Raw genomic sequence first — 23419 nt, 5'->3', positions numbered from 1 at the left:
CCCTCCGCTTTCAGCCGCCCAGCGCTCCCCTCAACCGATCAATTTCGGTCGTCGGAGCGTCACAGGTGAAGTTGCGGCAGACGTACGCCGTCGCCCGCCCGTCCACCAGCGGACGGTCGGCCAGCAACGGGAACTCGTCACTCTCCGCAGTCCCCACCGCCACCACCGCACCCGGAGCCGCCCCCAGCAGCGCCGCCCGGTGCAGCGCCACGGTCCCGGGGTCGTCCGGCGCCGGACCCACCACCGCCACCTCCCGCGGACCGTCCAGCGCCGCCTCCGCGACCGCCAGACCCCAGCCGATGAACCGCGGCACCCGCGGCCCCAGCGCCTTCACCACGCCCAGCGCCCGCTCGGCCGCCGTGCGGTGCGGCACGGAACCCGTGTGCGCGGCATACCCCAGCAGCGCACCGGCGGCGGCCGTCCAGCCCGACGGCGCGGCGTTGTCGGTCGGGTCCTGCGGACGCCGGATCAGCCGCTCCGCGTCGGCCGCCGTGTCGAACAGCGCACCCGACTCCTCGTCGGTGAAGCGGGTCAGCACGTGGTCCAGGAGCAGTCCGGCGAACTCCAGCCACACCCCCTCCCCCGTCACCGACGCCAGCGCCAGGAACCCCTGGGCGACGTCCGCGTAGTCCTCCAGCACCCCCGCGTTCACCCCGGCGCGTCCGTCCCGGCTGGTCCGCACGAGCGCCGCGTGCTCGTCGAGGTGCACCCGCATTAGCAGGTCCGCCGCGGCCGACGCGGCCTCGACCAGATCCGGCCGGTCGAAGTACGCCCCCGTCTCGGCCAGCGCGGCGATCGCCAGCCCGTTCCACGCGGCCACCACCTTGTCGTCCCGCCCCGGCGCCGGCCGGGACGCCCGCGCCGACAGCAGCCGCTCCCGGATGCCCTCGATCCGCGCGGCGTCGAACACCTCGTCCTGCTGCGGGAGTTGCAGCACCGAGGCGCCCTCCTCGAAGGTGCCCTCCTCGGTCACCCCGAAGTACCGCGCGGCCACCTCCGCGTCCGCCTCGCCGAGGACCTCCCGCAACTGCGCGGGCGTCCACACGTAGTAGGCGCCCTCGACGTGCCGACCCGTGCCGTCGTCGCTGTCGGCGTCCAGCGCGGAGGCGAACCCGCCCTGTGGGGTGCGCAGTTCGCGCACCATGAAGTCGGCGGTCTCCAGGGCCACCCGGCGCGCCGGCTCCGAGCCCGTCGACCGCCACAGGTGGGCGTAGACGCGGCAGAGGAGGGCGTTGTCGTAGAGCATCTTCTCGAAATGCGGGACCGTCCAGTCCCGGTCGACCGAGTAGCGTGCGAAGCCGCCGCCGAGCTGGTCGTAGATCCCGCCCCGCGCCATCCGCTCGCAGGTGTCCGCCGCCATCTGCAGCGCGCCCTCGGCGCCCGTGCGGGCGTGGTGGCGCAACAGGAACTCCAGCACCATCGACGGCGGGAACTTCGGCGCCCCGCCGAACCCGCCCCGCTTCGGGTCGTAGTCGCGGGTCAGCCCCAACAGGGCCTGCGCCAGCTCCTGTTCACCCGGCATCTCGGCGTCCCCGAAGGCGATCTCCCGGGCGGACAGGTCCCGCGCGATCTTCCCGGCGACATCGGCGACCTCGTCCCGCCGCTCGTCCCACGCCCGCTGCACCCCCTCCAGGACCTGCCGGAAGGACGGCATGCCCTGCCGGGCCTCGGGCGGGAAGTACGTGCCGAAGTAGAACGGCTCCCCGTCCGGCGTCAGCCACACCGACATCGGCCAACCCCCGTGGCCGGTCGCCGCCTGCACGGCCTCCATGTAGACGGCGTCGACGTCCGGGCGCTCCTCGCGGTCCACCTTCACGCTCACGAAGTGCGCGTTCAGGTAGTCGGCGGTCTCCCGGTCCTCGAAGGACTCGTGCGCCATGACGTGACACCAGTGGCAGGCGCTGTAGCCGACGCTCAGGAAGACGGGGACGTCGCGCCGTCGGGCTTCGTCGAACGCGCCCGCCTCCCAGGGCCACCAGTCGACGGGGTTGTCCGCGTGCTGGAGGAGGTACGGGGACGTGGCCTGTGCGAGTCGGTTGGGCATACCCCCATCCTCGCTCACCCCGCCCCGGGCCCGCCCGCGCGCCACAGGGGAGGACACGAACGGCGGGAAACGGGGGCCGGTCGGGACGCCCCGGCCCTCGCGGCGGGGCGCCACCGGCCGGGGCGGCGGACTCCACCGGCCGGGAGCGGTCGGTGACGGGGCCCACGGCGAGGTCACGGCGCCGGGAAGACGGGCAGGGTGAGGGACGTGTGGGCGGGGCGGGGGGCCGGGGCGGGGAGGGAGCCCAGGGTGCGCAGGGCGCGCAGGCGGGCGTCGCGCCGGGCGAGGGCCGGGGCGGTGGGCGGGAAGAGGGTGGTGCCGCCCTCGCCGACGAGGTCCTGGTTACGGGTGACGAAGGCCCGGGTGCCGTGCTCGTAGGCGGCGAAGCCCGCGGTGTGGTCCCGGCCGGCCAGGGACGCCGCGAGCATGTAGGCGCCGACGAGGGCGAGGCTGGTGCCCTGTCCGGTCAGGAAGGAGGGCGCGTGCGCGGCGTCGCCCAGCAGTGCGACCCGGCCGCTGGACCAGCGGGGCATGCGGATCTGGCCGACGGCGTCGAAGAACAGGTCGTCGGCCCCACGGGCGGCGGCCAGGATGTCCGGGACGTGCCACCCCGCGTCGGCGAAGACCTCGGTGAGGAGGGCCCTTTGGGCCCGCGAGTCACCGAACAGGCGCCTGGGCGGGCGGGGGTGGGCGAAGGCGAGGAGGGCGTGCACCTCGTCACCGTCGCCCACCGCGTACAGGGCCGCGGCCCTGCCGGGGGTGTTCCACAGGACCACTTCGTCGGCCAGGGCGAGGGTGTTGGGCATCGTGAACACGGCGAAGCAGTGGCCGAGGTGGCGGTGGAAGCGGTCCTCCGGGCCGAACAGGATCTCCCGGGTGCGGGAGTGGGTGCCGTCCGCGCCGACGACCAGGCCGAAGGTGCGGCAGGCGCCACTGCGGAAGGTGACGTCGACGCCGTGGCCGGCCCGGTGGCCGGGGCCGTGGCCGGCCCGGTGGCCGGTCCCGTGCCCGGTCCGGTGCCCGGTCCCGTGCCCGGTCCGGTGGCCGGTCCCGTGGCCGGCCCGGTGGCCGGTCCCGTGCCCGGTCCGGTGCCCGGTCCCGTGCCCGGTCCGGTGGCCGGTCCCGTGGCCGGTCCGGTCGGGGTCGGGGGTGTCGATCGAGTCGATCGAGTCGCCGAACAGGAACTCCACGTCGTCCCGGACGACTTCGTACAGGGCGTCGGTCAGGTCGCCGCGGCGCACCTCCAGGTCGCGTCCCTCGGCACCGCCCGTGACGGAGTGCGGGGGGAGGGCGGCCACCTCGGTGCCGTCGCCGTCCAGGAAGGTGAGGCGGCGCAGGCCGATGTGCGCCTCCCGCAGCCGGGGCAGCAGGCCCATCCGCTCCACGACGTCGAGGGCGGTGCCGCGCACGTCGACGGGGTAGCCGCCGCTGCGCGGCGCGCCGGCCTTCTCGACGACGGTGACCGGGTGTCCGAGGCGGCGCAGCCAGTGGGCGAGGGACAGGCCCGCGATCCCGGCGCCGGAGACCAGGACCGGCTCCGGAGGCGTGGTGTGCGGGCGGGCCGGACGGGGGGTGCGGGTCATGGCGTGACTCCCTTGGTCGGGGTGCGGGTGAGGAACAGGGCGGGCAGGGTGACCAGGCCGGCCAGGACGAAGCCGGTGACGTAGGCGGATTCGGCGGCGACCGTGGAACCGGGCGGGGTCGCGGCGGTGAGCAGGGCGCCGCCGAGCTGTCCGCCGACGACGTAGCCGAGCACCCGGCTCACCAGGATCAGGCTGGTGGCGACACCGGTCTCGCCCGCCTCGACGGCCGTGGCGGTGCTGGTCATCAGGGCGGTGACGCACAGGCCGTTGGCCAGCGCGACGAGCGCCTTGCCGGCGGCGACGTGCCAGATCTCGCTGTGCGCGGCCGCCAGGAACAACAGGGAGAGGCTCATCGTGACGACGCCGGTGGCGACCACGGCGCGCGAACCGAACCGGCGCTCCCCGAGTCCGCCGAGCGGCCCGGCCGCGGTGGCGGCGACGGCACCGGGGAGCAGGACGAGGCCGATGGCGGCGGCGCCGAGGCCGAATCCGTGGCCGGCGCCGCGTTCGTCGAGCAGTTGGGGCACGAGGAAGACCGCCGTCGACGCGCCGAGGCAGATCACGAAGGTCAGTACGCAGGCCCTCCAGATCGCGGGACGGGCCAGCAGGCGCAGGTCGATCATCGGATCGGGCACCCTCCGTTCCACGGCCACCCACGCACTGCCGAGGGCACCGAGGAGGACGAGGAGCGCCCCGAGCACCGCGGGGTGCGCGCCGGCCTCGGGGGCCAGGGCGAGGAGGAGGACGAGGGTGACCAGCGTCCCGCTCAGGAGCAGCAGGCCGGGCCAGTCGGTCCGGGTGCCGCGCGGCCGGCCCGGCGGGTCGGTCGGCATCAGCCGGTGCACGAGCAGGGTGGATCCGGCCACGGCGACGGTGGGCAGGGCGAACATCCAGTGCCGGGAGAGCGCTTCCGCGACCGGCCCGGCGGCCAGCATGCCGACCATCCCGCCGCCGACGAAGAGGCCGCCCACCGTGCCGATGGCGACCTTCGCCCGGCCCGCGGGCAAGTGGGCGCGCACCACGACGAACGACAGGGGCAGCGCACCGACCATGGCTCCCTGCAGCACCTGTCCGAGCAGCAGCAGGGGCAGGTTCGGGGCCAGCGCGGACACGGTGCCGCCGACCGCGACGACCGCCATCAGCCGCACGAGGACCGTCTTGCCGCCGTAGCGGTCGCCGAACGAGCCCGCCAGCGGGGTGACGAGCGCGCCGGTGACGAGCAGCACGATGCCGAGCACGGCCGACCCGGAGGGATTCAGGCCGAGTTCGCGTTCCAGGAGCGGCAGCGTCGGCGCCACCACCGACTCCAGGGCGCCCGCGGACAGCGCCAGCAGGCCGAGCGCCCCGACGGCTGCCCTGCCCGTCGGGGGTGGGGCGGTGGGGGCCTGGGTCGTGGTCATGGGCGTCCTTTCCGGCGGGAGGGGCGGGAGGTGCGGGTGGTGTGGCGTGCGGGGGCGTGGGGTGCGGGGCGTGGTGCGCACGGCACGTCGGCAGCGCGGGCACCGGCGGCGGGGCGGCCCCGGGCCGGTGCCGGGCTGGGCCGGGACCGGCGGGGATGGCCAGGTGCCGGCCGGGACCGGTGGGCCCATGGGAACCCCATCGGGACCGCCGTCGCCGGTGCCGTCGCGGACGCCGGTCAGGGGTGGCGTCGCAGTACGCCCCGGGCGGGCAGCGTGACCGCCAGCAGGGCCAGGCCTCCCGCGGTGACCACGAAGCCGCCGTACACCAGGGGTGGTACGTGGGGCAGGGCGCCGGTGGTGCCGCGCACCATCGGGATCAGGGTGGCCGCGGCGATCGCGGAGCCGAGGGCCACGCCGATGCCGGAGACCAGCAGGCTCTCCCAGCGGAGCATGGCCAGGACCTGGCGCGGGGTCGTGCCGACGAGGCGGAGCGTGCCCAGTTCGCGGCGGCGGTCGAGGACCGTCATCACCAGGGTGTTGACGGCGGCGACCGCGGCGAAGCCGCCGAGGAGGGCCGCCATCGTGCGGTTGGTCCAGTCGCCCAGCCGGGCGTCCAGGCCGCGTTCGGCGGCGTGGCCGGACGCGTCGGTGACCGCGCCCAGCGCGGCGAGGGACTCCTTCGATCCCCCGCGCACCAGCAGGGTGGTGTCGAAGCCGGACGTGACGTGCCCGGCCAGGGACGCCCGGTCCATGGTCACCGTGGCCAGGCCGAGGCCCCGGCCGTAGACGGCGACGATCTCGGGGGCGGTCCGGGTGCCGTCGGGGAGGTGGAGCGGGAGCCGGTCGCCGACGCCCGCGTCGGCCGCGGTCGCCAGGGTCCGGTCGACGGCGATCCGGCCGGCGCCGATCCGGTCGAGGCTGCCGTCGCGCACGTCGAGGTCCTGCACCGCGGCGAGTTCGGCCCCGGTGCCCGTGATGCCCTGGACCCGAGCCCCTTGCAGGGACGCGAACTCCCCGGACCCCAGCGGGACCAGCACCTGGGTGGTCAGCAGACCGACGGCCGCCTCCACACCCGGCACCCGGGCGGCACGAGCGACCGCGTCGGGCGGCAGCCCGGCCGGGTCGGTCACCACGTGGTCCGCGGTGATGCCCTCGCGCAGCTGCCGGTCGGCGACGTGGCGCTCGCTGGTGTTCATGAAGACGAGCGTCGAGGCGAAGGCCAGGGCGAGCACGACCGGGGTGATCGCGGACGCCAGACGGCGCGCGTTCGCACGGGAGTTGGCGGCGGCGAGCCGGGCGACCGGGCCCGCGCCGCGCAGTGCGAGGCCGAGGAGTCCGACACCCAGCCGTGCGATCAGCGGGCCGAGCAGGGCGACGGCGAACATGAAGCACATGACGACGCCCAGTGCCGCGCCGGCCGCGTCGTCCCCCGCGCTCCGGGCGGAGACCCCGGTGAGGAACGCGCCGCCGACGAGGGCGGCGAGCCCCAGAGCGGTCCGGACGGGCCCCGGGCGCAGCCGTTCCACCGAGGCGTCGGTCAGCGCCTGCCCCGGTTTGGTCCTCGCGGGCCTGCGGCCGGCCGCCCAGCCGGCGACGAGCGCGGTGAGCAGTCCGAGGCCGACCGCGGCGAGCAGCGGGAAGGCGGAGACGTGCACCTGCACCGCCCGCGGGATCGCCCCGCGGTCCTGCAACTGCCCGAACCACCAGTGCGCCAGCCCCATGCCCGGCAGGCAGCCGAGGAGCCCGGCCAGGGGGGCCACCAGCAGCGCTTCGGAGGCGACCGCGCGGCGGATCTGCCGGGGGGTGGCGCCGACGGCGCGCAGCAGGGCGAACTCCCGGGCCCGCTGGGACACGGACAGGGCGACGGTCCCGGCCGCCGTGAAGATCGCGACGAGGGTGGCGATGCCGCCGAACGACGCGCCGATGCCGAACAGCGTCTCCTTGGCGTGACCGAGGAGCGGATCCTCCAGGGCGCCTCGGTCGTCGCCGGTGTGCACCCGCGCGCCGGTGCCGTCCAGGGCCGTGTGCACGGAGGCGGCGAGGGCGTCGGGGTCGGTGCCCCGCCGGGCGAGGACGACGACGGCGTCCGCCTTGCCGGGGTGACCGGCCAGGGCGGGAGCCTGGGCGTCGGCGAACCAGGCGAAGCCCCCCGTGGAATCGGGCCCGTGTGGTCCGGGGGCGTCCCCGGGCCCGGGCTCCGCGAGGCCCGCGACGCGGAAGTCCCGCCGTCCGGCCGCGGTGTCCAGGGGGAGGGTGCCGCCGGTGCCGGTCCCCAGGGCGCGGGCGGTCCGGGCGTCGAGCACGACCTCGCCCTCGCGGGGTGCGGAGCCTTCGGTGAGCACGGCCCCGGTGAACGTGTGGGAGCCCCACCCGTGCCCGGTGAGCACCCCGCCCGGGACGGCCGGTCCGGGACCACCGGCCTCCCCGGCCGGCCCGGCATCACCGGCCCTCCCGGCCTCCCCGCCCCGGGCGTCCGGGCCGCCGTCGCCTGCTGCGCCGGCCGGGCGGACCGGGAAGGTGAAGTCCGCGACGGCGTCCGCCGCGCCGGGTGCGCGGGCGGCCCGCGCCGCCAGCGCGACGTCGACGCGCGCCGTGTCCGGCAGCGGGACCGCCTCTTCCTCACGGTCCTCCCCGCTGCCGGTGACGACGCGCACGTACTGGTCGGCCGCCACGACGACCGGCGCGTCGGCGTAGCGCTGCGGCGGCACGCTCGCGCGCAGGCCGGTCTCCAGCAGGACCCCGCACGCCGTGACGATGAGCGCGGACATCATCAGTGCGAGGAAGGTCCCGGCGAAGGACGCGGGCTTGAAGCGGACCGCCGCGCGGGCGAGGCCGTTGGGACGCCTCATGCCGCCACACCCGCCGTCCTGCCGGCGCGGTCGGTGAGCACCGTCATCCGCTGCGCGATCCGTTCCGCCGGGGCCCGTTCGAGATGGCCGGCGAAGGCGCCGTCGGCGAGGAACAGGACCCGGTCGGCCCAGGTGGCCGCGGCCGGGTCGTGGGTGACCATGACGACGGTGGCGCCGAGGGCGTCCACCGCGTTCCGGAGCAGCCCGAGCACCTCGGCGGCGGCCCCGGTGTCGAGGGCGCCGGTGGGCTCGTCGGCGAACACCACGTCCGGCGCGGTGACCAGAGCACGGGCGACCGCCACCCGCTGTTGCTGGCCGCCGGACAGCTCACCGGGCCGACGCCCCGCCTTGTCGGAGAGCCCGACCTGCGCGAGCACCTCCGCCGCCCGCCCCTGGTTGCCGCGGCGCACCCCGGCCAGGCGCATCGGCAGCAGGACGTTCTGCTCCACCGTGAGCGACGGCAGCAGGTTGAACGCCTGGAAGACGAAACCGAGGCGGCTGCGGCGGAGTTCGGTCAGCTCGTTCTCGCTCATGCCGGTGATCTCCGTACCGCCGAGCCGCACGGAACCCGCCGACGGACGGTCGAGTCCGGCGGCGCACTGGAGGAAGGTCGACTTGCCGGACCCGGAGGGGCCCATGACGGCGGTGAAGGTGCCGCGTGCGAGGGCGAGGTCGATGCCGGCGAGGGCGTGCACGGCGTCCGCACCGCGGCCGTACTGCCGCCGCACCCCGCGGAGTTCGACGGCGGCACCGGGCACGCCGTCCGGCGCCGCGTGGCGCCCGTCCGGGGTTGTGGCGCGCCCGTCCGGGGCTGTGGCTGTGGCGGTGCGGCGCCCGTCCGGGGCCGCCCCGTCGCCGGGCATCGTCCGCCGCCCGCCCCTGCGTAGTCTCATGGCTGCTCTCCCTCACTCCGGTGCGTGACCGTTCGTCGGTACGGGAGCAACCGTGCGCCGAGGGTCCGGTGCCGGGCGTCATACCGGGGAGCCGATGTGGGGGTGCTACCCCGGTAGGGGGTGGAGGAGGGCCGCGGGACGCGGTGAGACGGTGCGGCCCGGCGCGGGGCGATTGCGGGGGACGCTTCGGGAGCGGTGAGGCGGGGCCGGCCCGGTCTCCTACTCCCCCGGGGTCACCAGGCCCGACTCGTAGGCGAGGACGACCGCCTGCGCGCGGTCGCGCAGGTGCAGCTTGGTCAGGACACGGCTCACGTGCGTCTTCACCGTCTGCTCGGCGAGCACCAGGATCTCGGCGATCTCCGTGTTGGACCGGCCGCGGGCGACCAGGGTGAGGACCTCGGTCTCGCGTTCCGTCAGCGCCTTGAGCCGCAGCTCCGGTCTGCCCCGCGCGGCAGGGCGCTGCCGTGCGAAGTCCGCGATCAGCCGGCGGGTCACGGACGGGGCGAGCAGCGCGTCGCCCGCCGCCACGATGCGTACCGCGGCGATGAGGTCGGCGGGTGGTGCGTCCTTCAACAGGAAGCCGCTCGCCCCCGCCCGCAGCGCCTCGTAGACGTAGTCGTCGACGTCGAACGTGGTGAGCATCAGGACCCGCGGCCGGTGCTCCCCCGCAGTCCCCGGGCCGCCCGGGGCCGGGGCGGTGGCTCCGCCGCCCGACGTGGGCGCGAGCAGCCGCCGCGTGGCCTCCAGCCCGTCCATCTCCGGCATCCGCACGTCCATCAGCACGACGTCGGGACGGGTGCGCCGGCTCAGTTCGACGCCCTGCGCACCGTCGGGGGCCTCGCCCACCACGTCGATGTCGCTCTGGGCGGCCAGCAGAGCGGCGAACCCGGCCCGCACCATGGCCTGGTCGTCGACGATGATGACGCGCGTCGTCACGTGAGGTCCCCTCCGGTCTTTCAGGTCTTCCCGGTCTCCCCGGTCTCTCCGGCTTCCCCGGCTTCCCCGGCGTCACCGGGCTCTCCGGTGTCCCCGGTCCTCCGAGTCTCCCTGGTCTCTCGGTTCGCTCCGGTCGTGCCGGGCGCTCCCGTTTCTCCCGGCGCTCCAGTGGCTCCCGGCGATCCCGTGGCTCCCGACGCTCCCGCTTCTCCGGGCGCTCCGGTGGCTCCGGGCGCTCCGGGCGCTCCGGGCGCTTCGGGCGCTCCGGGCGCTCCACTCACGGGTAGCCGGGCGGCGACCCGGAATCCGCCGTCCGGCAGCGGTCCCACGTCGAGGGTGCCGCCGACGAGCCGGACCCGCTCGCGCATGCCGACGAGTCCGTGCCCGGTGCCGCCGCCCGCCTCGAGCGGCCGGCCGGGCGGCCGGGGCGGCGGCCCGTTGACCACCAGGACGGTGAGCCGCCGACCGTCCCGGTCGCCTTCCGGCCCTGGCTGCGACCGCGGCTCCGACAACGTCAGTGACACCCGGGCCGGGGCCCCCGGCGCGTGGCGCACCACGTTCGCGAGGGCCTCCTGGACGATCCGGTACGCCGAGAGCCCGACCGCGTCGGGCACCTCACCCTCGCACGGGCTGTACTCCACCGGCCCGCCCGCCCGTGCCGTCGCCTCGACCAGCTGACCGATCTGCGTCAGGCCCGGCTGGGGCCCGAGTTCGCCCCGCGCCTCCTCGCTCCGCAGGACGCCGAGGAGCCGGCGCATCTCCCCCAGCGACTCCCGGGCGGTCGACGCGATGGTCGTGAACTCCCCGCGCACGTCCGGGGAGAGGCCCGGCAGACGATACTCGGCGGTGTCGGCCTGCACCGTGATGACGGACATGTGGTGCGCCACCACATCGTGCAACTCGCGGGCGATGCGGGCGCGTTCCTCCAGCAGCGTCCGCCGGGCGCGCTCCGCCTCGCTGATCGACTCCTGCTCGGCCAGCCGGCGCTGCACCTCGTACCGTTCGCGCAGCGCACCGCCCAGCAGCAGCGCGACGCCACCGAGGATGGTGAACAGCAACTCCCGGGCCCCGAACCCGTGCGGGGCGACGAAGCCGAGGCCGACGTTGGCCGCCGCGGTCGCCAGCCACACCTGCAGCAGCGTCCGGCGGCGTTCGCGCAGGCCCAGGGCGAGGCAGAGGGCGACGTACCCGACGAGCCCCGGGGGCGGGAACGGCCACAGCAGCCGTTCCTCGAAGTCGACGCCGAGCAGGGCCAGCGCCCCGGCCACGTCCGCGACGAAGATCACGTACCAGGCGCGCAGCGGTCGTGCGACGGCGAGCAGCAGCGGCGCTGCCTGCCCGACGGCGAGCCCGGCGGCGACGGCGCCGTTCAGTCGGTAGTCGGCGGTGAGGACCACGATGGTGGTGGGGAGCAGCGAGACGGCCAGGACGAACGCCAGTGCCCACGGCAGCGCCCGCACCCACCCCCGCGAGGCCGCCGCGAGGAGCGCGCGCGGCGGTTCCTCCTTCACCGGACTCAAGGGCCCACCCTCTCGTGTACGGCCCGCGACCGGTCGGCCGGCCCGTGGCCGTCCGGCGGAACGTGTACCTGCGTGTGCGCGTGAGCCCACCGTAGTCGGCGGCGAGGCCCGGGCCACGGGGCCGGCCGCGTCCGGCGCGACCGCTGCGGGTGCGTCGCCCTCGGGGGCCCGGGGGCTGCCGGGGAGCCGGCCGGTGCGGTGACGGCCGGTGCGGTGACGGCCGGCAGCGCGGTGGCTGCCCACCTCGCCGCGGAGGCCCGCATCCGCCCGTCTCCCTCCGTCTCGTCCCTGCTCACCCTGCGCAGGGTAAGGAAGAGGGCGCCCGTGAGGCGTCACCCCGGGGAGCCATGTCCGGCTGATACCCCGGTAGGGGGTGGCAGCAGCAGGCCGGCAGCGACAACCGGGAGCGCCGCGTGCCCCCTGGTCCGGCTCCGGCCCCGCCCTCCTCCGACCCGCCCCTCGCGCCCGCCCCTCCGACCCGCCCCTCCCGGCTGCCCCCTCCCCACGATGGCTCCCGGACGACACACTTGGGATCAGGGAACGGGGCCGGAAGGGGCGTCGCCGCCGGAGGGGGACGAGACATGCGGGACAGTCATCGGGCGGAAGCGGAGAGGCTGTTGGGGCGGGCCGTCGAGGAGGAGGTCCGCCGCACCGGGGGACGTACGGACGGGAAGGTGCTGCTGAGCCGGGCGCGCGGGGCGCTCGACGCGATGGCGGCGACCGCGGCCGAGGAGTACCAGGCGTACGTGAGCGCCCTGGACGAGGCGGAGGCCGGGCGGCTCACCTTCCGCCAGCGGTACGCCCGCGAGGGCGCCGGGACACCGTTACTCGTGGCCGGGGTGGCCGGCGTGGCGGCCGTGGTCGCCGACGTGGCCCTCGGCACCGGCGTCGGGACGGCGGTGAGCGCCGGGGTGACCGTGGGCGTGGCCGGTGCCGCCGCGACGGTGGTGAAGGTGGCCGGGACGCACGTGCCGGCCGCGCACCGCCGGGCCGGCTCGGTGAGCCAGCCGGGCGGGCCCGAGCAGTTGCGGCTCCAGTGGCTGACCGCCCTGGAGGTGCGGGGCATCCGGCCGTTCCTGGACCAGCAGCGGGTGCTGGCCGCGTCGACCGGTCCGAAGAGGACGGGGCCGCTTCTGCGCGGCGCGGACAAGAGCGCGGCGGCCCGCGGGCGGAGCGCACTGGAGCAGTCGTTCCGGCAACTGCCCGAGCCGGTGGGGCCGTTCGCGGGCCGACGGCAGGAGATGGGCCGGATCCGGCAGTGGGTCCAGTCCGCACGGGCGAGCACCGAGACCCGGCCGACGGTGGTGGTGCTGCACGGTGCGCCGGGCAGCGGCCGGACCACCCTCGCGGTGCGGGCCACGCACGAGCTGCGGGACCACTTCCGGGGCGCCTGCGTGGTGGACCTGCGCGCCGACAGCCCGGGCGAGCCGCCGCTGTCCACCCGGGACGCGCTGCTGCACCTGCTGAACCGGCTCGGCGCGCCCCGCGAGCAACTGCTGTTCCGCGAACGGTCCTCCGCGGACCAGCAGGTCAAGCGGCTGAGCGAGCTGTACCAGCAGCACCTGACGGGGCTGCCGGTCACGATCGTCCTCGACGACGCCTCCGACCCGATGCAGGTGCGCACCCTCGTCCCGGAGCGGTCCGACAGCCTGATCCTGGTCACCGCCCGCGCCCCGCTCGGACTGCCCGACGACCTGCCCGCACGGGTGCACCAGCTGGCCGTGGAGGCGCTGGACCCGGCGGGCGCGGAGGAACTGCTGTCGGCCGCCGCGCAGGACTCCTCCGGCCCGTACGACGCCGAGGCCGTCGACACGGTGCGGGACCTGTGCGGCGGGCTGCCGCTGGCGCTGCGGATCGCCGGTTCCTCGCTCGGCCCGAGATCCCCGCGTGCCCTCGCCGCCGACCTGGGCGCGTACGGACCGGTGGAGCCGGTGGAGCGCGCCCTGTGGCTGCGCTACACCGACCAGACGGAGACCGTACGGCGGCTGCTGCGCCGGCTGGCGCTGGCCGGCCGCGCCTCGCTCGGTGCCGCGGCGGCTGCCGCGCTGCTGGCCACCGACGAGACCGAGGCGGCCCGGCACCTTCGGGCACTGGCCGGAGCCGGCCTGATCAGCCCCGTCCGGCAGGGCCGGTACCGGCTGCACGACACGGTGCGCTCCTTCGCCCGGGCCCGGCTGCACGACGAGGAGGACCCCGCCGAGCGGTCGGCGGCGCAGGAACGGCTGATCGTGAACTACGCCGAGCTGGCCGACTCCGTGCTGCGGCTGGTCGACGGCAACGTGTCGACCCGGTCCGACCGCTTCGGCTCCTACGGCTTCACCTCGCTGGAGGAGGCCCTGCGCTGGCTGGACGACGAGTCCAGCTTCATCACCGCCGCCCTGCGGCACGCCGAGGGCGTCGACCGGGCGGCGGTGCTGAACCTGCTCGGCGCGCTGTGCGACTACTGCCTGCTCCGCGGCGACCTGTACCGGCTGGGCGAGATCAGCGAGCTGGCACAGGCCGTGGACGAGGGACTGCTGGTGAGATCGGTGCAGTGGCGCACCGGCATCGCCGCCCGGCAGCTGGGCGAACTGGACAAGGCCCGCACCACCCTCACCTCCGTGGTGGACCTCTACCGGGAGGCGCACCACGACGCGGGCGCGGCCCGTGCGCTCGCCTCGCTCGGGATCACGCTGCACCACCAGGGGAACCTGACGGAGGCGGCGGCGAAGCTGCGGGAGTCCCTCGCCCTGCAGGCCGCTCCCCAGCTGGCCACCGACCGGGCATGGACGATGCACGCGCTGGCCGCGGTCGAACGCGACCGGGCCCGCCTGTCCGAGGCGCTCGGCCTGCTCACCGAGTCCCTGGTGCTGCACCGCGCGGGCGAGTCCGTGCACGGCCAGGCGTGGGCACACTTCCAGCTGGGCCAGCTGCACCTGCTGCTGGGGGACGCGGCGCGGGCCGAGAGCGAGCTGCGCACGGCCCTGGAGCTGTACGGCCGCACCCGGGACGCCCGCGGGGAGGCCTGGGCGCTGACCCAGCTGGCCCGGACCCGGCTGGTGACGGGGGACGCCGCCCCGGCGGTGGAGGACCTGCGCGGGGCGGCGGCCCGGCACCGGGACAACGAGGACGCGCGCGGTGAGGCGTGGACCCTGTACTACCTCGGGCAGGCCCTGGAGGAGACCGGCGACCTGGACCGCGCGGTGCGCGAGCTGGAATGCTCCCGCACGATGTTCTCCCGGATGCGGGACGTCTACGGCCTGGCCTGCGCCCGGCACCACTCGGCCCGGGTCACCCGCGACCAGCGCGCGGCCCGGACCGGCTCGCTGCGCAACTCCGGGTTCGCCCGTCAGCTGCTGGTGGACGCCCGCGCCGACTTCCGGCGCATCGGCGTCGCGCACGGGGAGGCGTGGACGTGCCTGGAGCTGGCGGTCGTCGACGCGGGGAACGCGCGCACGCAGCAGGCGCTGGCGCTGTGCGACGAAGCGGTGCCGCTGTTCGCCTCCTACGGGGACCGGCGCGGCGAGGACTGGGCCCGCTTCCTGCGCTGCACCCTCCTCCCGTACGCGGCCCCCGGCGGCACGGAGGTCGGCACGGCGGTGGCCCAGGAGGAACTGTCCCGGCTCGCGCGGGACGGTCATCCGCTGCGCGACGAGAAGCTGGACGACTACGTGGAGGCGTTCCAGCTCCTGCTGGAACGCGGCGTCACCCTGGAGGCGGGCTGGCAGGCCTGGCGCCTGGGCATGGTGCCCAGCCGTCACGCCCGCGAGGTCATGGGCGTGCGGGTCACGGCGGTGCCGTAGCCGGGTGGCGGGCGACCGGGCCCCTCCGGCCGACGCCCGGCCTGACGGCGGGCAGCGGTGCCTGGCCGGCGGCCCCATGGGCTGTGAGCGTGCGGAGCGGCACGTCCTGGTGCCCAATTGCGGCACTCCCGGTGCTGTGGAGCCGCACGTCTCGGTGCCGAACCGCGGCACCTCCGGTGCTGTGGAGCGGCACGTCCCGGTGCCGACCGCAGCGCTTCCGGCGTGAGGAAGGGCCCGGGCCGTGGGACGGCGGCCCTGTACCGCGCGGGCCGCCGCCGACGAACCGCGGCTCGCCCACCCATGCCTTCGGCGGTGTCCAGGTCCCCCGCACCGGCTCAGGGCTGGGCTGGGTCGCGAAGTGCGACTTCAATCGGCACAGCGCGGGGTCGTAGAGGGGGTCGCGAAGGGGCGGTCCCACCCGGCGCAGAGCCGGGTCGTGAAGGGGGCCGTGAAGGGCGACCCGCCCCGGCGCGGGGCCGTCGGACGCGGCGGCATCCGGTGTCGGGGACCGTGAGGCCGTGAGGCCGTGAGGCCGTGAGGCCGTGAGGCCGGAAGGCCGGAAGGCCGGAAGGCCGGAAGGCCGGAAGGCCGGAAGGCCATGAAACCCGGAGGCCATGAAGCCGGGAGGCCGTCAGGTGGCCCGGGCCCGGCGGGCCGGACCGTGGGCTCTCCGCCGGAGCGGAGAGCCCACGGTTCAGTCCCGCTTGTTCTCGGCGGCGCCGGACGCCGCCGTCGGTTCGGCCTCCGCGCCCGGCTCCGGGGACTCGGTGAAGTCGACCCTGTTCATGTGCCGGTTCATCGACTTCATCAGGGCCCAGACCGCCAGGGCCATCGCCGCGAAGACGATGAACCCCAGGACGCCGGGGGTGACCTTGTTCTCGTCGAATTCCTCGGCAAGAGGGACCAGGTGCGTCAATGCCAGGCTTGCACTCGCGCTCATGTCAGCCATTGTCCCGGATGCCCGCGAAGAGGTCGTCCTCGGGGAGGGAGGTGTCGACGAGGGACTTGGCGAGCTCGTACTCCTCGGTGGGCCAGACCTCCTTCTGGATCTCCATCGGCACCCGGAACCAGCCGCCGTCGGGATCGATCTGCGTGGCGTGCGCGATCAGCGCCTTGTCGCGGATCTCGAAGAAGTCGGCGCACGGGACGTGGGTGGTGATCGTGCGTTCCTTGCGCTCGGAGTCGGACCAGCGCTTGAGCCAGTCCCCGTAGGGCGACTCCAGGCCGCGCTCCAGCAGGGCCTCGTGCAGGGCCTCGGTGCGGGGACGGTTGAAGCCCTGGTTGTAGTACAGCTTCAGCGGCTGCCAGACGGGCCCGAACTCGTCCTCGGGATACTTCTCGGTGTCCACCGCGCCCTCGAACGCCACCATCGTGATCTTGTGGGTCATGATGTGGTCGGGGTGCGGGTAGCCGCCGTTCTCGTCGTAGGTGGTGATCACCTGCGGGCGGAAGGAGCGGATCCTCCGCACCAGCTCACCGGCCGCCCGGTCGACGTCCTCCAGGGCGAAGCAGCCCTCCGGCAGCGGCGGCAGCGGGTCGCCCTCGGGCAGTCCGGAGTCGACGAAGCCGAGCCACTCCTGCTCGACCCCGAGGATCTCGCGGGCCTCGTCCATCTCCTTCTTGCGGACCTCGTGGATGTGCTCCTCGATGTAGGCGTCGCCCTGGAGCTTCGGATTGAGGATGGAGCCGCGCTCCCCGCCCGTGCAGGTCACCACCAGCACGTCCACCCCCTCGGACACGTACTTCGCCATGGTGGCCGCGCCCTTGCTCGACTCGTCGTCGGGGTGGGCGTGCACAGCCATCAGTCGCAACTGGTCAGTCAAGACTCAAATCCTCAGTCGGTCGGCGCCCTGCGTGCGTCGGCGCGGTCTCGGGCTTCTATAGTGACCGAACCGGGGGGCGAATAATTCCGGGGCTCCGCTCCGGGCCTCCCACGGGACCCGGGTCCCCCTTCCTGCCGAGGAGACGATCATGACGACGGCGAGCACGCGACCGCCCGAGGGCCGCTACGGCCGTTCCTCGGATGAGCGTGCCGACCGGATGCTCAAGATCATCGGGGCCGTGCTGGGTGCGGTGATGCTCGGACTGATCGGCTGGTTCGGCTACCACTACGTGGTCCAGAACGAGATCAGCGCGGAAGTGATCAGCTTCGACGCCGGGGAGAAGTCCGTGCGCGTGCACCTGGAGGTGCACAAGGACGCGGACACCGCCGGCTACTGCACGGTGCGCTCGGTGGACTCCACCCGTGCCGAGGTGGGCCGGGCCGACTTCCGCTTCGACGGGGACGCGACCCGCATCGACGAGGTCGTCACGCTGCGCACCACCGGCAAGGCGACGTCCGCCGAGCTGATCGGCTGCCACGCCGACTGAGGGCACGGTCAAAACACAGTCGCTGACCTGCGACGACATGAGTCCGGTGGCTTATGTCCTCCCCCTTCCTGCGCTGAATTGTTAGGCTCGTGGTTTCGCCCATCCGTGGAGGAACATCTTCTGGGGAGGGCGATCCTTTGTATTCCCAGTCCTACGAGGAGCACCTGTGACCCAGACCAGCGAGAACGTCACCTGGCTGACCCAGGAGGCGTACAACAAGCTCAAGGACGAGCTTGCGTACCTTACTGGTCCCGCGCGCTCGGAGATCGCTGCCAAGATCGCCGCCGCGCGTGAGGAGGGCGACCTGCGCGAGAACGGCGGGTACCACGCGGCCAAGGAGGAGCAGGGCAAGCAAGAGCTCCGCGTGCGCCAGCTCACCCAGCTCCTCGAGAACGCCCAGGTGGGCGAACCCCCGGTGGCCGACGGTTCGGTCGCTCCCGGCATGGTCGTGACCATCGCGTTCGACGGCGACGAGGACGACACCCTGACGTTCCTGCTCGCCTCGCGGGAGTACGCGAGCGCCGACGTGGAGACCTACTCCCCGCAGTCCCCGCTGGGCTCGGGCGTGATGGGCCACAAGGTGGGCGAGGACGTCCAGTACGAGCTGCCCAACGGCAAGATGGCCTCGGTGCGGATCCTCAAGGCCGAGCCCTACGACGGCTGAGTCCCGAGCCCCACGACGGCCGAGCCCGAAGCCCTACGACGGCGGAGTCCGAAGCCCACGGCGGCGGAGTCCGCCGCACCGGCCCCGTGCCGGCCGGCTTCGCAGCGGCCCCATGTGGACCGACCGGCCACGACCGGCCTCGACGGGCCCCCTGCCCCGCGCCTCCGCGTGGGGCAGGGGGCTTCGTCATGCCGCGGCCGAGCGGTACTTGCGCACCGCCAGCGTTCTGAAGACGACGATGATCAGGACCGAGTAGATCAACGACGCCCACACCGGGTGCTGCATGGGCCAGGCGGTCGAGGTGGACACCCCGGGGTTGCCGAAGAGTTCCCGGCAGGCCTGGACGGTGGCGCTGAACGGGTTCCACTCGGCGATGTGGCGCAGCCAGGGAGTCATCTGACTCGCGTCGACGAAGGCGTTCGAGATGAACGTCACCGGGAACAGCCAGATGATCCCTCCGGAGGTCGCCGCCTCGGCGGTGCGCACGGACAGGCCGATCAGCGCGCCGATCCAGGTGAAGGCGTAGCCGAGCAGGAGCAGCAGGCCGAAGCCGGCCAGGATCTTGCCGAGGTTGGTCGGCTCCGCGGATCCGGGACGCCAGCCGACGATCAGGGCGACGACCGCGAGCACCAGCAGGGTGATGGACGTCTGCACGAGGTCGGCGACCGTGCGGCCGGTCAGCACCGCGCCGCGGGCCATCGGCAGCGAACGGAAGCGGTCGATGAGCCCCTTCTGCATGTCGTCCGCGATCCCGGCTCCGGAGCCGGCGGTGGCGAACGTGACCGTCTGCGCGAAGATGCCGGCCATCAGGAAGTTCTTGTAGACGTTCGGGTCGGTGGTGTCGCCGATCTTCATCGAGCCGCCGAAGACGTACGTGAACAGCACGACGAACATCACCGGCTGGATGATCCCGAACAGGACCATCTCGGGGATCCGGGCCATGCGGATCAGGTTGCGCTTGGCGACGATCAGGGAGTCCCGGACCGACTGGCCGATCGGGTTGCCGGGTGCCGTGCTGGTGCGCACGGCGTCGGTGGCGGCACTCACTTCGCGGTCTCCTTCTGCTGGGGACGCCCCTCGGCGGTCCCGTTGCCGTTGTCCTCGGCGCGCTCCGCGACGTGTCCGGTGAGGGAGAGGAACACGTCGTCGAGGGTGGGGCGGCGCAGGCCGATGTCGTCGATCTCGATGCCCCGGGCGTCGAGCTCCCGGATGACCTCGGCGAGCAGCTTGGCGCCGCCGGTCACCGGCACCGTGAGCTTGCGCATGTGCTCCTCGACCGTGGTCTCGCCCTTGCCGAAGCCGCGCAGGACCTCGGAGGCGGTGGCGAGGTGCTCGCGTTCGTGCACGACGACCTCGACGCGCTCGCCGCCGGTGCGGGCCTTGAGCTGGTCGGAGGTGCCCTGGGCGATGACCCGGCCGTGGTCGACCACCGCGATGTCGTGCGCGAGGTGGTCGGCCTCCTCCAGGTACTGGGTGGTGAGCAGCAGGGTCGTGCCGCCCGAGACGAGCTGCTTGATGACCTCCCACAGCTGCTGGCGGTTGCGCGGGTCGAGGCCGGTGGTCGGTTCGTCCATGAACATCACGGGCGGCGAGACGACCAAGGCGGCGGCGAGGTCGAGGCGGCGGCGCATGCCGCCGGAGTAGGTCTTGGTGGTGCGGTCGGCGGCGTCCGCGAGGTTGAACTGCTCGAGGAGTTCGTCCGCGCGCGCCTTCGCCGCCTTCGACTTCATCTGGTACAGCTGGCCGACCATCTGGAGGTTCTCCCGGCCGGTCAGGTACTCGTCCACCGCGGCGAACTGGCCGGACAGGCCGATGGAGCGGCGCACGGCGTCGGGGTGCTTGAGCACGTCGATGCCGGCGACGACCGCCGAACCGGAGTCGGGTCGCAGCAGGGTGGTGAGGCAGCGGACGGTCGTCGTCTTGCCCGCGCCGTTGGGTCCGAGCAGGCCCAGGACGGTGCCCTCGGGCACCTCGAGGTCGACGCCGTCCAGCGCCTTGACGTCTCCGAAGGTCTTCACCAGACCTTCGGCATGGATGGCGCCTGGCATATCAGTCTCCACGTCGTCGGGGGTTCTTCGAGAAGCCTAGATTTGTGCGTTTTCTTCTGCCGAGATTTTTTCGCCTCTGCGGAACGGCGCTGGGACCGTCACCCCACACACCATAACGCGATGTATCGCGTCTCACCATGAGATCACCCGGATGAGTGACAACCGGGGTCCCGAGGGCCGCCGGGCTCAGCCGATGACCGTGTAACCGGCCTCGCGCAGGGCCCGTTCGACCTCCGTGCAGTGCTCGGGGCCCTTCGTCTCCAGGTGCAGCTCGACCTCCACCTCCGTGAGCCCCAGACGGGGGTCGGTCCGTACATGGCTCACGTCCAGGACGTTAGCGTCCACCACTGACAACGCCCGCAGAAGTGCCGCCAGCGCCCCCGGCCGGTCCGGCAGCCGCAGCCGAACCGCCAGGTAGCGGCCCTGCACGGCCATCCCGTGCCGCAGCACCCGCTCCATCAGCACCGGGTCGACGTTCCCCCCGGACAGCACCGCCACGACCGGCCCCTCGAAGCTGTCCGGGCGGCTCAGCAGCGCCGCCACCGGGCTGGCCCCGGCCGGTTCCACCACCAGCTTGGCCCGCTCCAGGCACAGCAGCAGCGCGGCGGACAGTTCGTCCTCGGTGACCGTGCGGACCTCGTCCACCAGCTCGGCCACGATCCCGAACGGCACCTCACCGGGCCGCCCCACCTTGATGCCGTCCGCCATCGTCGCCGGATCGCGCACCGCGACCGGGTGCCCGGCCGCGAGCGACGGCGGGTACGAGGCGGACCCCTCCGCCTGCACGCCGACGATCCGCACGTCGGGCCGGTACGCCTTCACCGCGACCGCGATCCCGGCGATCAGCCCGCCCCCTCCCATGCCGACGACGACCGTGCGGACCTCCGGGCACTGCTCCAGGACCTCCAGGCCCACGGTGCCCTGACCGGCGATGATGTCGGGGTGGTCGAAGGGGTGGATGAACACCGCACCCGTGCGCTCGGCGTACTCCGTGGCCGCGGCCAGCGTCTCGTCGACCACCTGGCCGTGCAGGCGCACCTCCGCGCCGTACTCGCGCGTGGCACTGATCTTGGGGAGCGGAGCACCCTTCGGCATGAACACCGTCGAGCGGACCCCCAGCAAGGACGAGGCCAGCGCGACGCCCTGCGCGTGGTTCCCGGCGCTCGCGGCGACCACCCCGGCGGCCCGCTCCTCGGGCAGCAGCCCGGCGATCCGCACGTAGGCGCCGCGCAGCTTGAAGGAACCGGTGCGCTGGAGGCTCTCGCACTTCAGGTGCACCGGTGCGCCCACCAGGCGGGACAGGTGCCGGCTGCTCTCCAGCGCGGTCGCCCGGGACACCCCGGAGAGCATCTTCTGCGCGCCGCGCACGTCGTCGAGGGTGACGGCCCGCAGGGAGCCGGCCGTGCCGTGGTTCATGGCTCCAGCATCGCAGTTCGCGGCCCGCCGCGGGCGGCGAAGGCCCCGGACCGCAACCGGTGCGGAGGGAACCGGCTTTGCCCGGACCGGTACGGCGGGGGGCCGGGCCGCGTACCCTGTCCTTCCACATCAGCAGCCCTCCACGAAGCGAGCGCCCGGACATGGCCACAACACCTGGAACGTCGATGGACAGGACGACCGTCGGGGACACCGGTCTTCTCGACACGTTGCAGCACGAGGTGGCGTTGTTCGCACGCCGTGCCGAACAGACCCGGCTCGGCGGGGTGGGCCAGGTCCGCAACTCCATGGACCGTGCCGCCTACCTGCTGCTCAACCGGCTGGACAAGGAAGGCCCGATGGGGGTCAAGGCCCTCGCCGCGAGCATGGGCATCGACTCCTCCACGGTCACCCGGCAGGTGGCGCCGCTCGTGGACACCGGCCTGGTCAAGCGCACCTCGCACCCCGACGACGGCCGCGCGGTCGTGCTGCAGCTGTCCCCGCGCGGGCAGGCCCGGCTGGAGGAAGTGCGCTCCTCCCGGCGGCAGTTGATGGCAGAGCTGACGCAGGACTGGGGGCCGGAGGAGCGCGAGGTGTTCTGCGCGCTCCTCACCCGTTTCAACGGCGCGCTCTCCGCGCGCATGTCCGCGCACGGTGTGCCCGGTCCGGAGGCCCCGCCGGCCTCCTGAGCACACCCGGAGACCGGGGCGGCCGTGCCGGTGGTGCGCGCCCCTTGACCCCGGGGGCCGCTGTGGCCCGATGATGGAGAGCGGGTCCCCGTCGTACGCGCCCGCCCGGCGCCGTACGCGGCCGGGACCGGCTGTCCGGGTCGTACGGGAGGCGCGGTGCGAGAACGGCACGTGCTCCAGGACGCTCGCCGGGACCGCGAGTTCGCGGCGTTCGTCGCGGGCGCGGCCGGGCGGCTGCTGCACACCGCCACGCTGCTCACCGCCGAGGCCCCCGAGCACAACCCGCGGGCGCGGCGGCTGTTGACCCGTTCCCTGGCGCACACGTACGCCTGCTGGAACCGGCTGCACGGGGACGATCCCTACGACCACGCCCGGCGGCAGCTGGCCCTGCGCTACGCGCACGGCGACCGGCGCGGGCCGGGCGGCCTGCTGCGTGCCCGCCCCCATCCCGGCAGCCCGCTGGCCGCCCTCGGCCGGCAGGAGCGGCTGGTGGTGGTGCTGCGTTTCCTGGAGGGGGTCGCCGAGGAGCAGACCGCGGCTCTGCTGGGGCTGTCCCCGGAACGGGTCCGCGCGCTGGGCGCCCGCGCGACGGAGACGCTGCTGCGGCGCCCGTCCGCCGCGGTGTCCGCGGTCGGCGGCGTGCGGGCGGTGCTGTCATGATCCCGGCGCGGGGCGGGCCTTCCGTCACAGCGGTCCCCTCGGCCGTCCCCTCTGCGGTCCCCTCGGACGTCCCCTCTGCCGGGCCGTCCCGGGCGTCCGGGCCGCCGCGCTCCGGCGGTACGGAACCGCGGCCCCGGCCGGCTGCCGGAGGGTCGGGGCCGACGGCCGGAGGGCCGCGACCGGGTGCGGTGGGACCGCGGCCGGCCGCCGGAAGGTCGGGCCCGACGGCCGGAGGGGGGCCGCCCGGTACCGGAGGGCCGCCGACGGATCCCGGTGCGTCGCGCCCGGCTGCCGGAGGGGTGCCATGAGTCAGCTCCACCGCGAGGCGCGGGTGCGGCGGCTGCTGGAGGCACCCTCACCGCCGGTTCCGCCGGAACTCCACGCGGACGCCGTGCGTCACGGGCAGCGCCTGCTGCGGCGCCGGAACGCCGCCCGCCGCCTGATGTGGCTGCTGCTGTGCGCGGCGACGGTGGCGTTCCTGGTGTGGTCACTGACCGCACGCCCGTGGGTGGAGCCGCCGTCGGAGACGACCCCACCCCTGACCGGCTGGTGAGCCGGTTCTCTTCCG

17 protein-coding genes and 1 pseudogene are annotated in these 23419 nt (G+C 74.6%); 6 read left to right on the top strand and 12 right to left on the bottom strand.

The genetic code is table 11. The features are described from left to right. Positions 1-10: 10 nt before the first annotated feature. From AB0F01_RS08000 to AB0F01_RS07970, 7 genes and pseudogenes are all read right to left on the bottom strand, one after another. Positions 11-2044, bottom strand: coding sequence for a thioredoxin domain-containing protein (locus AB0F01_RS08000; protein WP_362091022.1), 2034 nt, complete (start codon positions 2042-2044; stop codon positions 11-13). A gap of 173 nt (positions 2045-2217) precedes the next feature. Further along, positions 2218-3627 carry an FAD-dependent monooxygenase gene (locus tag AB0F01_RS07995; protein ID WP_362091019.1) on the bottom strand — a complete coding sequence of 470 codons (1410 nt, stop codon included), beginning with the start codon at positions 3625-3627 and terminating at the stop codon, positions 2218-2220. Next, positions 3624-5027, bottom strand: coding sequence for an MFS transporter (locus AB0F01_RS07990; protein ID WP_362091017.1), 1404 nt, complete (start codon positions 5025-5027; stop codon positions 3624-3626). The genes AB0F01_RS07995 and AB0F01_RS07990 overlap by 4 nt, the downstream gene beginning before the upstream one ends. A gap of 236 nt (positions 5028-5263) precedes the next feature. Next, positions 5264-7876 carry an FtsX-like permease family protein gene (locus tag AB0F01_RS07985; RefSeq protein ID WP_362091014.1) on the bottom strand — a complete coding sequence of 871 codons (2613 nt, stop codon included), beginning with the start codon at positions 7874-7876 and terminating at the stop codon, positions 5264-5266. Then, positions 7873-8769 (bottom strand): ABC transporter ATP-binding protein, encoded by an 897-nt coding sequence (locus AB0F01_RS07980; protein WP_362091011.1) that lies wholly within the window; start codon positions 8767-8769, stop codon positions 7873-7875. Before AB0F01_RS07980 ends, AB0F01_RS07985 begins: the two co-directional genes overlap by 4 nt. 219 nt (positions 8770-8988) lie before the next feature. Continuing rightward, the gene (locus tag AB0F01_RS07975) at positions 8989-9705 is read right to left on the bottom strand and encodes a response regulator transcription factor (protein ID WP_362091009.1); all 717 of its coding nucleotides are present in this window, start codon (positions 9703-9705) and stop codon (positions 8989-8991) included. Positions 9706-9980: 275 nt separating this feature from the next. After that, positions 9981-11225: pseudogene (locus AB0F01_RS07970) on the bottom strand (histidine kinase); the annotation flags it as partial. 581 nt (positions 11226-11806) lie between these two features. Between AB0F01_RS07970 and AB0F01_RS07965 the strand changes: the two are divergent. After that, positions 11807-15007: a tetratricopeptide repeat protein gene (locus tag AB0F01_RS07965; protein ID WP_362091006.1), complete on the top strand. Its 3201-nt coding sequence runs from the start codon at positions 11807-11809 to the stop codon at positions 15005-15007. 694 nt (positions 15008-15701) lie between these two features. On the opposite strand, the gene AB0F01_RS07960 is transcribed toward AB0F01_RS07965, so the two are convergent. Both AB0F01_RS07960 and mca read right to left on the bottom strand, forming a co-directional pair. Continuing rightward, on the bottom strand, positions 15702-15956 hold the full coding sequence (locus AB0F01_RS07960) for a hypothetical protein (RefSeq protein WP_362091003.1): 255 nt from the start codon (positions 15954-15956) through the stop codon (positions 15702-15704). Further along, positions 15949-16830 (bottom strand): mycothiol conjugate amidase Mca, encoded by an 882-nt coding sequence (gene mca, locus AB0F01_RS07955; RefSeq protein ID WP_362091000.1) that lies wholly within the window; start codon positions 16828-16830, stop codon positions 15949-15951. The genes AB0F01_RS07960 and mca overlap by 8 nt, the downstream gene beginning before the upstream one ends. Positions 16831-16978: 148 nt before the next feature. Between mca and AB0F01_RS07950 the strand changes: the two genes are divergently transcribed. After that, positions 16979-17377 carry a DUF4307 domain-containing protein gene (locus tag AB0F01_RS07950; RefSeq protein ID WP_362090997.1) on the top strand — a complete coding sequence of 133 codons (399 nt, stop codon included), beginning with the start codon at positions 16979-16981 and terminating at the stop codon, positions 17375-17377. A gap of 166 nt (positions 17378-17543) precedes the next feature. Continuing rightward, positions 17544-18041 carry a transcription elongation factor GreA gene (gene greA, locus AB0F01_RS07945; protein ID WP_362090994.1) on the top strand — a complete coding sequence of 166 codons (498 nt, stop codon included), beginning with the start codon at positions 17544-17546 and terminating at the stop codon, positions 18039-18041. 186 nt (positions 18042-18227) lie between these two features. Here greA and AB0F01_RS07940 read toward each other — a convergent pair whose 3' ends face one another. From AB0F01_RS07940 to ilvA, 3 genes are all read right to left on the bottom strand, one after another. After that, on the bottom strand, positions 18228-19088 hold the full coding sequence (locus AB0F01_RS07940; RefSeq protein ID WP_362090991.1) for an ABC transporter permease: 861 nt from the start codon (positions 19086-19088) through the stop codon (positions 18228-18230). Then, the gene (locus AB0F01_RS07935) at positions 19085-20089 is read right to left on the bottom strand and encodes an ATP-binding cassette domain-containing protein (protein ID WP_362090988.1); all 1005 of its coding nucleotides are present in this window, start codon (positions 20087-20089) and stop codon (positions 19085-19087) included. Before AB0F01_RS07935 ends, AB0F01_RS07940 begins: the two co-directional genes overlap by 4 nt. A gap of 186 nt (positions 20090-20275) precedes the next feature. Beyond that, positions 20276-21505: a threonine ammonia-lyase gene (gene ilvA, locus AB0F01_RS07930; RefSeq protein ID WP_362090985.1), complete on the bottom strand. Its 1230-nt coding sequence runs from the start codon at positions 21503-21505 to the stop codon at positions 20276-20278. A gap of 185 nt (positions 21506-21690) precedes the next feature. Here ilvA and AB0F01_RS07925 point away from each other — a divergent pair, with 185 nt between their 5' ends. From AB0F01_RS07925 to AB0F01_RS07915, 3 genes are all read left to right on the top strand, one after another. After that, entirely contained in the window at positions 21691-22191 is a 501-nt protein-coding gene (locus AB0F01_RS07925; protein WP_362090982.1) for a MarR family transcriptional regulator, read from the top strand. Between the two features lie 156 nt (positions 22192-22347). Next, positions 22348-22851 (top strand): sigma factor-like helix-turn-helix DNA-binding protein, encoded by a 504-nt coding sequence (locus AB0F01_RS07920; protein WP_362090979.1) that lies wholly within the window; start codon positions 22348-22350, stop codon positions 22849-22851. A gap of 304 nt (positions 22852-23155) precedes the next feature. Further along, positions 23156-23404, top strand: coding sequence for a hypothetical protein (locus AB0F01_RS07915; RefSeq protein ID WP_362090976.1), 249 nt, complete (start codon positions 23156-23158; stop codon positions 23402-23404). Positions 23405-23419: the final 15 nt, after the last annotated feature.

The organism is Streptomyces sp. NPDC029526 (genome assembly GCF_040637405.1).
Taxonomy (GTDB): Bacteria; Actinomycetota; Actinomycetes; order Streptomycetales; family Streptomycetaceae; genus Streptomyces.
Note: the sequence above shows the minus strand (reverse complement) of the source record. Positions and strands in the feature narration are given on the sequence as shown.

Bases quoted from the DNA above. Each gene is read 5' to 3' on its own strand.
- AB0F01_RS08000 (WP_362091022.1), bottom strand. From the start codon at position 2,044: ATGCCCAACCGACTCGCACAGGCCACGTCCCCGTACCTCCTCCAGCAC.
- AB0F01_RS07995 (WP_362091019.1), bottom strand. From the start codon at position 3,627: ATGACCCGCACCCCCCGTCCGGCCCGCCCGCACACCACGCCTCCGGAG.
- AB0F01_RS07990 (WP_362091017.1), bottom strand. From the start codon at position 5,027: ATGACCACGACCCAGGCCCCCACCGCCCCACCCCCGACGGGCAGGGCA.
- AB0F01_RS07985 (WP_362091014.1), bottom strand. From the start codon at position 7,876: ATGAGGCGTCCCAACGGCCTCGCCCGCGCGGCGGTCCGCTTCAAGCCC.
- AB0F01_RS07980 (WP_362091011.1), bottom strand. From the start codon at position 8,769: ATGAGACTACGCAGGGGCGGGCGGCGGACGATGCCCGGCGACGGGGCG.
- AB0F01_RS07965 (WP_362091006.1), top strand. From the start codon at position 11,807: ATGCGGGACAGTCATCGGGCGGAAGCGGAGAGGCTGTTGGGGCGGGCC.
- AB0F01_RS07960 (WP_362091003.1), bottom strand. From the start codon at position 15,956: ATGGCTGACATGAGCGCGAGTGCAAGCCTGGCATTGACGCACCTGGTC.
- AB0F01_RS07950 (WP_362090997.1), top strand. From the start codon at position 16,979: ATGACGACGGCGAGCACGCGACCGCCCGAGGGCCGCTACGGCCGTTCC.
- AB0F01_RS07935 (WP_362090988.1), bottom strand. From the start codon at position 20,089: ATGCCAGGCGCCATCCATGCCGAAGGTCTGGTGAAGACCTTCGGAGAC.
- ilvA (WP_362090985.1), bottom strand. From the start codon at position 21,505: ATGAACCACGGCACGGCCGGCTCCCTGCGGGCCGTCACCCTCGACGAC.
- AB0F01_RS07925 (WP_362090982.1), top strand. From the start codon at position 21,691: ATGGACAGGACGACCGTCGGGGACACCGGTCTTCTCGACACGTTGCAG.
- AB0F01_RS07915 (WP_362090976.1), top strand. From the start codon at position 23,156: ATGAGTCAGCTCCACCGCGAGGCGCGGGTGCGGCGGCTGCTGGAGGCA.